This is a genomic window from Streptosporangium nondiastaticum, from assembly GCF_003011965.1.
Classification (GTDB): Bacteria; Actinomycetota; Actinomycetes; order Streptomycetales; family Streptomycetaceae; genus Streptomyces; species Streptomyces nondiastaticus.
This window is the reverse complement of the sequence record NZ_PXWG01000242.1, coordinates 1-5,087: the sequence shown is the minus strand read 5'-3', so window position 1 is coordinate 5,087 and position 5,087 is coordinate 1. Positions and strand designations below refer to the sequence as shown.

The following is a 5,087-nucleotide window of genomic DNA, read 5'->3' as shown; positions in this document are numbered from 1 at the left end:
CCGGGCGCACGCCCGCCGGCGAGGAGATCCCGGCCGCCCGCAGCGAGCAGTCCGCGGTGCAGCCGTCCGTGCCCGCCTCCGCCGCCCCGGCGGCCCCCGGCTCCGGTGCCGACCCGGACCAGGTCGCGACCACGGTCATCGCCCGCCTCGCGGCCGAGCGCGACCGGAAGCAGCGCGGCCCCGCGCGGCAGCCCTGGGCCCGGCAGATGATGATGGGCGGCGCCCGCCGCAACCTCGTCGCGGCCGGTGCGGGCGCCCTGCTCGCCGCCGTCCTCGGCACCGTCGTCACGCTGGGGATCACCTCCGGCGGCCAGGACGGCAAGTCGCCCGAACGGGTGAAGCCGGGACAGTCCGCCTCGCAGCAGGACGGCGACAACGGCCTCACCGCCGACCAGCGGGACCCCGGCGAGGCCGGGCACGCCCAGGTGCCGGGCAAGCCCGGCAAGCCGGGCCGCTCGCCCGGCGCCGGCAGCTCCGGCTCCGCCTCGCCGGGCGCCTCCGGCAGCACGTCGCCGAGCGGCGCCCCGAGCACGAGCGGCGAGCCGTCCACCCCGCCCTCCTCGGACGGCACGTCGCCGAGCCCGTCGCACTCGCCGAGCAGCAAGCCCTCGCACTCGACCCCGCCGAGCGGTGGCAGCAGCGGTGGCAGCACCAGCGGCGGCAGCGGTCAGCCCTCGTCGAAGCCCCCGACGTCCGCGCCCCCGTCCTCCGGGCCGTCCCAGCCCACCGGCGGCGGGTCGAACTCCGCGAGCGGCCCCACCTCGGGCGGCAGCAGCAGCCAGTCGGCCGCGAGCGGCCCGTCGGGCAGCAAGCCGGCGGACGGCAGCGGCACGGGCAGCGGCAGCCCGTCGACGTCGGGCGCCTGAGCAGCACAACGGCAGTACGGGCTTGAGCCCGCTGAGACAGCGGACTCAAGCCCGTACTGCGTTGCCCCGGCGCGGGAACGCGAACGCCGGACGGCCCTCGCACAGCCCGTCCGGCGTCCGGTGATGCTCCCGCAGCGCGGTTCAGCCCGGCTCAGAAGAGCCGCAGCTTGTCGTCCTCGATGCCGCGCAGCGCGTCGTAGTCCAGGACGACGCAGCCGATGCCGCGGTCCGTGGCCAGCACGCGCGCCTGCGGCTTGATCTCCTGGGCCGCGAAGACGCCGCGCACGGGCGCCAGATGCGGGTCGCGGTTGAGGAGCTCCAGATAGCGTGTGAGCTGCTCCACACCGTCGATCTCGCCACGTCGTTTGATCTCCACGGCGACCGTCGCGCCGTCGGCGTCGCGGCAGAGGATGTCCACCGGGCCGATCGCCGTGGGGTACTCGCGGCGGATCAGGGTGTAGCCGTCGCCGAGGGTCTCGATGCGGTCCGCGAGGAGCTCCTGGAGGTGCGCTTCCACGCCGTCCTTGATGAGGCCGGGGTCCACTCCGAGCTCGTGGGAGGAGTCGTGCAGGACCTCCTCCATCGTGATGATCAGCTTCTCGCCCGCCTTGTTGACCACGGTCCACACGCTTCCGTCGCCCTCCTTGAGGGTGCACGGCGGGGACATCCAGTTGAGCGGTTTGTAGGCGCGGTCGTCCGCATGGATCGAGACGCTGCCGTCCGCCTTGACGAGGATCAGCCGCGGGGCGGAGGGGAGGTGGGCGGTGAGCCGGCCCGCGTAGTCCACGGAGCAACGGGCGATGACGAGACGCATGGTGCGCAACGCTACTCGACTCCTGCCCCCCGACGCGATTCGCCCCTGATGGGCCCCTTCGCCGTTGGCTGGTTGTCGGTGCGTTCTCCTGGTGCGCCCGCAGTGGCCGAATTACCGTTGAAGCGGGCGGTCGTCGTACGGGCACGGGGCGTCGTCGTCCGCTCGCCCATCCGTGAGACCCCGCTCGCGGGGTCGCGAGAGGAGAACCCATGTCGCTCGACGTCTCACCGGCCCTCCTTGAACAGGCCGAGCGAGGCGAGGTCGATGAAGCGGAATTCGTCGACTGCGTCCGGACCTCCCTGCCGTACGCGTGGGAGATGATCAGCTCCCTGGTGGCCCGGCTCAGGATCGACGGTGGCGAGTTCGCCGACAACCAGACGCCTCCGCCGGACGAGCAGGCCCGCGGCCAGCTGCTGCGCGCGCTGGCCAGTGATGCCATTCGCGGTGCGCTGGAGCGGCACTTCGGAGTGCGCCTGGCCTTCCAGAACTGCCACCGGGTGGCGGTCTTCCCGCTCGCCCCGGAGGCGGACGAGCGCCTCGCCCGCTTCACATCGATCCGGGGCCAGCTGCTGAACCAGTCCCCGGAGCTCCGGGACTGCTGAGGCGTTCGTGCTGCCGCTCCGCATGCGGGAGGTGTGGAGTGCGGTGCGGGAGCGGCAGCAGCCCCGGAAGCGGAAGGCCGGAGAGCGGGAGGGAGGGGCCCTCGGCTCAGCCGAGCAGCGGGAGCACTTCGCTGCCGAGCCGGCGGAGGTTGTCCTCGGTGGCGGCGAGGTCGCCGGAGCCCTCGGCGAGCAGGGCGAAGCGCGTGATGCCCGTGCGCTCCGCGGTGGCGGCGAGGCGGTCGGCGCACAGCCGCGGCGGGCCGACGGGATGCAGCTCGCACAGCAGCCGGGTGTACTCGACGGGATCACGCATCGCGCGGGCCCGGCCGTCGACCGTCACATGGGCGGAGAGCCCCTGGTGCAGCCAGCCCGGCATGGCCTTGGTGAGCGTCTCCGCGGCCTCCTGGCGCCGGTCCCCGACCTGCACGACGCCGGCCGCGACGTGACCGGCCGCGGCGACCTCCTCGGGCGAACGCCCCGCCTCCAGCGAGCACTTGCGCCACAGGGCGACCATCTCCGCCTTCTCCGCGTCCTCGCTGTGCATCCCGAGCAGCATGGGCAGCCCCTGCGCGGCCGCGAGGCGGACGCTCGACGGCGAGGTGCAGGCCACGACGACGGGCGGGCCGGAACGATCCTCCAGATCGTCGGGGCGCGGCACGACCGGCACTTCGCGGAAGCGGAACCGGGGCCCGTCGGCGCCCACGCGGGGCTCGCGCAGCCACCGCATCAGCAGGCCCAGGGATTCGGGGAACCCCTCCTCGTACGCCGCGACACCGGAGTCGAAGACCTCCAGATCGACCCAGGGGCCGCCGCGGCCCACCCCGAGGGTGAACCGGCCCTCCGAGGCGAGGTGCAGCATGGCCGCCTGCTCACCGAGCGCCACCGGGTGGACCGTGGGCAGCACGCTGACGGCGGTGCCCACGCGGATCCGGCGGGTGCGGCCGAGGGCCAGCGCCGCGAGGGTGACCGCCGACGGGCAGACGCCGTACGGCACGAAGTGGTGTTCGGCGAACCAGACCGCATCCAGGCCCGCCTCTTCGGCGACCACCGCCGTCCGCACGGCCCGGTGCAGGGCCTCGGCGTGCCCCTGGCCCGGGAACTGGGCGGCCAGGACGAATGCTCCAACGCGCATCGCTCTTGCTCCTCCTAGCGACCGACGCGGCATCCCCCACCGGAAATAACGGCTGACACGTGCCCTGGGCACGGCTCCGCGTTAAGTTTTCATGATGATCGGGAGAGCGTCCGGTGAGGGGCCGGGGGGACGCCTGCCCACCACGGTGACTCTGACGCGTAACCTGGTCACGGCCCGTAGCTCTCCGACCATCCGAGGTGCCCCGTGTCTCCGCGCCGAAACCGCCCGCGAGGCGGCGCAGACAAGCAGTCCGACGCTCCGCGCACGGAGGGCGGCGACCGCTACGGCCTGGAGCGCACGGAGGACTGGCAGGGGGAGGAGTGGGCGGTCCGCACGATCGGCGGCGGCGCGGCCACGAAGCACTACCGCTGCCCCGGCTGCGACCAGGAGATCCCGCCGGGGGTGCCGCACTTGGTGGCCTGGCCGCAGTACGGGGCCGGCGTCGACGACCGGCGGCACTGGCACAAGGCGTGCTGGAACGCGAGAGACCGCCGGAGCGCGAGGCTCCAGCGGTCCCGTAATGCCCCGCGCTACTAGGCCTGTCGGCGGCGCTCCAGGTCTGCGACGGAAGAGGGAGTGCCCGCCGCCACGGCGATGAACCACCGCGGCGGGGGTCCGGCGGAACGCGCCGTCACCGCAGCCGGTGCGTCCGCCGTCCCGCCGGAGGCGTTACGCGTCGCGCTTCAGCAGGGAGGCGAAGGCGCCGCCGAGGGCGACGGCCGCGGCGATCGCCATGACCCACAGCGGGTCCCAGCCGGTGAGGCTCGCGTTGGACTCGTTGCCGGAAGCGCCGTAGAAGACCGACAGCATCATCGGGATCGAGTACTCGAAGAGGGCCTCGCGGACCTTCATCAGGCTCTCGGTGGCCATGAACATCCCGACGACCAGCGGCAGCAGGACGACGCCGAGCATCACCGTGATCGCGCCCGCGGAGTGGCGCAGCAGCGTGCCCACGCCGAGCGAGACCAGGCCGAGCAGACCGACGAACAGGCTCGTGCCGATCGTGGTCTTGAGCCACTCGCTGCCGCCGGCGGCGAACTCCGTCTGGTCGTCCAGCAGGGCGACGTCGGCCATCCCCACCACCAGGGTGGAGACCAGGGTGACGACGAAGGCCAGGATGAAGAAGACGATCGCCTTCGCCGCCAGCACGCGGACCCGGTCCGGGCAGGCCGTCAGCGTCGTGCGGATCATGCCCGTGCCGTACTCGGTGGAGATCGTCAGCACGCCGAGCGTGATCACGCAGATCATGCCGAGCATCAGGCTGAAGAAGCCGGCGGCGAGCGGCGTGGTGCCGTTCATCGTGCTGCCGGCGCTGTCGACGGCCATCGCGATCAGCAGGCCGACGCCGACGACGATCGCCACCATGACGCCGAGCGTCCAGACCGTGGAGCGCACCGAACGGATCTTCGTCCACTCGGCCGCGATCGCGTCCATGAGCGTCGCCTTGCGCACCGGGATCGGCGACACGTAACCGACGGGGCCGGGGGCGCCGCCCGCGGGCGCGGTGCCGGGCCAGTAGCCGGGGGCGGCGTGCGGCGCGGCCTGCGGGGCGCTCTGCGGAGCCGCCGGGTGGCGAGACCCAGGACGCGCCCGAGGCCACGTTGACCATGGCGTTGAGCAGCGGCCAGTCGGCGATCGCGTCGGAGCCGTCCAGCATGGCCTCCGTCTCGCGG

At 73.5% G+C, this 5,087-nt stretch carries 5 protein-coding genes and 2 pseudogenes; 3 read left to right on the top strand and 4 right to left on the bottom strand.

All coding sequences use genetic code 11. The annotated features are described in order from the left end of the window. Positions 1–866, top strand: a pseudogene (locus B7P34_RS37885) (hypothetical protein); the annotation flags it as partial. 151 nt (positions 867–1,017) lie between these two features. Here B7P34_RS37885 and nucS read toward each other — a convergent pair. After that, on the bottom strand, positions 1,018–1,680 hold the full coding sequence (gene nucS, locus B7P34_RS34995) for an endonuclease NucS (RefSeq protein ID WP_189383280.1): 663 nt from the start codon (positions 1,678–1,680) through the stop codon (positions 1,018–1,020). A 209-nt stretch (positions 1,681–1,889) separates the two neighbouring features. Here nucS and B7P34_RS34990 point away from each other — a divergent pair, with 209 nt between their 5' ends. Beyond that, positions 1,890–2,282 (top strand): SCO5389 family protein, encoded by a 393-nt coding sequence (locus B7P34_RS34990; protein ID WP_106682166.1) that lies wholly within the window; start codon positions 1,890–1,892, stop codon positions 2,280–2,282. 106 nt (positions 2,283–2,388) lie between these two features. On the opposite strand, the gene B7P34_RS34985 is transcribed toward B7P34_RS34990, so the two are convergent. Then, positions 2,389–3,414, bottom strand: coding sequence for an LLM class flavin-dependent oxidoreductase (locus tag B7P34_RS34985; protein WP_106682165.1), 1,026 nt, complete (start codon positions 3,412–3,414; stop codon positions 2,389–2,391). A gap of 204 nt (positions 3,415–3,618) precedes the next feature. On the opposite strand from B7P34_RS34985, the gene B7P34_RS34980 reads away from it, so the two are divergent. After that, positions 3,619–3,951, top strand: coding sequence for an ATP/GTP-binding protein (locus tag B7P34_RS34980; RefSeq protein ID WP_106682164.1), 333 nt, complete (start codon positions 3,619–3,621; stop codon positions 3,949–3,951). A gap of 132 nt (positions 3,952–4,083) precedes the next feature. Here B7P34_RS34980 and B7P34_RS34975 read toward each other — a convergent pair whose 3' ends face one another. Then, positions 4,084–4,881 carry an ABC transporter permease gene (locus B7P34_RS34975; protein ID WP_223268564.1) on the bottom strand — a complete coding sequence of 266 codons (798 nt, stop codon included), beginning with the start codon at positions 4,879–4,881 and terminating at the stop codon, positions 4,084–4,086. 99 nt (positions 4,882–4,980) lie between these two features. Continuing rightward, positions 4,981–5,087: pseudogene (locus B7P34_RS36985) on the bottom strand (hypothetical protein); the annotation flags it as partial.